At 41.2% G+C, this 2,678-nt stretch carries 1 protein-coding gene and 2 pseudogenes; 2 read left to right on the top strand and 1 reads right to left on the bottom strand.

The features are described from left to right. Positions 1–134: 134 nt before the first annotated feature. Positions 135–680: pseudogene (locus EWV68_RS09255) on the top strand (OST-HTH/LOTUS domain-containing protein); the annotation flags it as partial. Positions 681–950: 270 nt separating this feature from the next. Here EWV68_RS09255 and EWV68_RS09250 read toward each other — a convergent pair. Next, positions 951–1,172: pseudogene (locus EWV68_RS09250) on the bottom strand (transposase); the annotation flags it as partial. Between the two features lie 222 nt (positions 1,173–1,394). Here EWV68_RS09250 and EWV68_RS09245 point away from each other — a divergent pair. After that, a complete protein-coding gene (locus EWV68_RS09245) occupies positions 1,395–2,300 on the top strand; it encodes a PEP-CTERM sorting domain-containing protein (RefSeq protein ID WP_239698242.1) in 906 nt (301 codons plus the stop codon). Positions 2,301–2,678 lie beyond the last annotated feature (378 nt).

The raw sequence follows: 2,678 nt of genomic DNA, 5'->3' as shown, positions 1-2,678 counted from the left end.
GCTTTTCGGACAGCGATGTCTTTCCGTTTCTTTGAGTGGCTGACCGAGAATCGGGATGTGTTTGCCGCTGACAAAGCCAGTTTAGGCTTTGTTTGGGCTTGAAATTTGTTTAAGTCCCACTAGAACGTGTACTTGGTAAATTTCCAGATGGTGTCAGCCTTTCTACGTTAAAAAATGAAATGCTTGAAATTGATTCGGCATTTGATGAGCATAATTTAGGGTTTGGTGGATTCATGAAATTCCTCCAAAGCGCACCTGAAATAGTCAAACTATATCAAGTTAAACAAACTTGGCACGCAAAAGCTGAAGAAACTGGAGATAAATCTAATGAAATCACCCTGACGACAACAAACTCAGGAAGTACTTTAGTAGAACCTACAGTTGATTTATACAAGCGCCTTTTACGCAAAAGCAGTTGGCGATCTTGTGAATCATCTTTCCTCTGCGATGCCTTGAAAAATTTGAAAGAACGTTTTCCAGACGGCTTCACCAGAAGTGAGGAGTTTGAATATTTGATTGAAGCATTCGGACATAACCGAACTCGCGGAGAATTACGTTCGGCGATCTATCTTCTTTACAAGACAGGTTATGTAATTCAACAACCACAAAAGCAAAATGACGAACATATTTTTATAGCCGATTTACCTGAATCTGAGCGTGTAATGTCAAAGAAGATATAGCGTTTCTCACATCTGTGTGGCACATTTAAACCTTTGCTGATTAAGCTTTTCACCATCGACAATGTACCTCTTGCCAACAGGAAACGCTATAGATGCAGTGTTGGTAAATCGACTTGTTCAGCTTTGTAAACTACATAATACATCTTTTATTCCTGAACTCGTAACCCAACTTTTAACTAATTCTTATAACAAAGAACAGCTTAAAGTTTTAATTACCAATAATCAAATACCTTAAGATGGAGGTCGATACTGATGTTGCTACACCAGCGCCGACCAAGGAGCTTCGGTTAAAAAGTGATGTAATCGGTGATAAACCAACCCCACCGAGTTATCCGCCATCTGGGTTAGGTTTTTTCGCTCGCTTTCTCCTAATAATCCGCCTAAATATTGTCGGAAGCCATCTTTTTGCGACTGGTTTTTGAAACAGTCATCGAATCTAGCGCACCATCTCTCGAAGCAGGGCGGCATAGCGGATGGGGTCGTTTCTCCCATGGGCGTATTTTGACGTGAAAGCCTACTATGACTTGATTATAGCTAAAAAAGTTCGGTTCTGTGTTTAAGTCCCATTAGGATGTTCCTATCGATAAATGTTAAGTTTTATTACGGAGTGCAAGATTTTTCCTAAAACGCTTGTTTGGTTGTTGGAAGTTTCGTTATACGGTTCTTCAGTTTGTGTTATGCGATGGATGGGGTTACAAGGGATGAAAACCTTATATGGAAAGACATTTAAAGATTTTCGTCAATCTAGAACGAACTAATCAATTAAGTCTCTTGCCAGATAAGGCTTTAGTCGATTTATGCCACCCGATCAAACCATACCAAGTAACGAAGAACCCGTTAAACTTCAGTCAAGTCAAAAAAAAGTTATCGACAAAACTTAAGGTTTTTTTAACTTTTCTTGACCTTGATCTTATCAAACAATTAACGCTGGATAATTCAGTTATGATGACAACAAACAAATTAACCAAAACCCTTGCTTCTGGCTCTCTAGCGATTGGGGTTCTGGCTGGCGCGGTGCTTACCGCTACCTGTGCGAATGCCGCGCAGCTTTCAGCAAAGTGGTTCGAATTCAAAAACGGAACAAGTCTTTCTGTCGGCGACAAAAAGGTTACATACGTCGATATTGGCGTGGATGACGATGTGATACGGAACGACGACGAAATTGAACTTATGGAAATGGGTGACGAGTATCAGGTTCTATTCACCCCAAAAGGATCACCATTCAGTCTTTCTGCGGCTTTCTCGTACACAATCGAGATCACAAATCCTGATCCCCTCAAGTATTTTAAGGGGGTTCAAGTAGATTCAGACGTGAATGTCAACTCACCTGTTGGCTACGGGAAGGTAGAGAAGACATTGGCTGAGGTACCTGGGTTTATCTTAACTTCAACTAACGGCTTACCTGATCCTAATGGTGATTTCTCTTATCTTTCGGGTCATTTGCGAAAGCTCACGGTCACGGATAAAATTACCCCTAATACCAGTGGAACGCCAGTCCTGAATTCCTTATCGAATAAATTCCTACAAGCTACTAAAAAAGTACCCGAACCAGGCACTATCCTCGGACTTCTGGCAGTGGGTGGTTTAGGATTGGGTTCCCGTTTCAATAAGCAAAAATAACAGTTACCAATGTGTGCAAGACATTGATAACTGTGAGCGCGAAACAGCTAAAGGTTAGATGCCCTGGGAGGATTTCTAGCTTTTAGCTTTTTTCTTGGCATTGATTCTAACACAAGCCAACACCCGATTTTTGTTTTTAATCAACGGGTCGTTATACCTGAACTTCCCCCGTATAAATAGGGTTTGCTGAAAAAGTTTTTCCTAGGCGTAGGGTGTCGGGTGTAGGGTGTCGGGTTTTACCGATTTTTAGGGGGTCAATTAGTGGGACTTAGACAAAAAACAAATCGAGAAAAGCCTCAACTCCAATCCCCGCTTGGGATTTACTTCGAGAAGCCCAAAATCGCTGAAACCCAGATAGATCAAGGAAAATCATAAATC

This window comes from Microcystis sp. M_QC_C_20170808_M9Col, assembly GCF_007095495.1.
In the GTDB taxonomy this organism is placed as follows: domain Bacteria; phylum Cyanobacteriota; class Cyanobacteriia; order Cyanobacteriales; family Microcystaceae; genus Microcystis; species Microcystis aeruginosa.
Note: the sequence above shows the minus strand (reverse complement) of the source record. Positions and strands in the feature narration are given on the sequence as shown.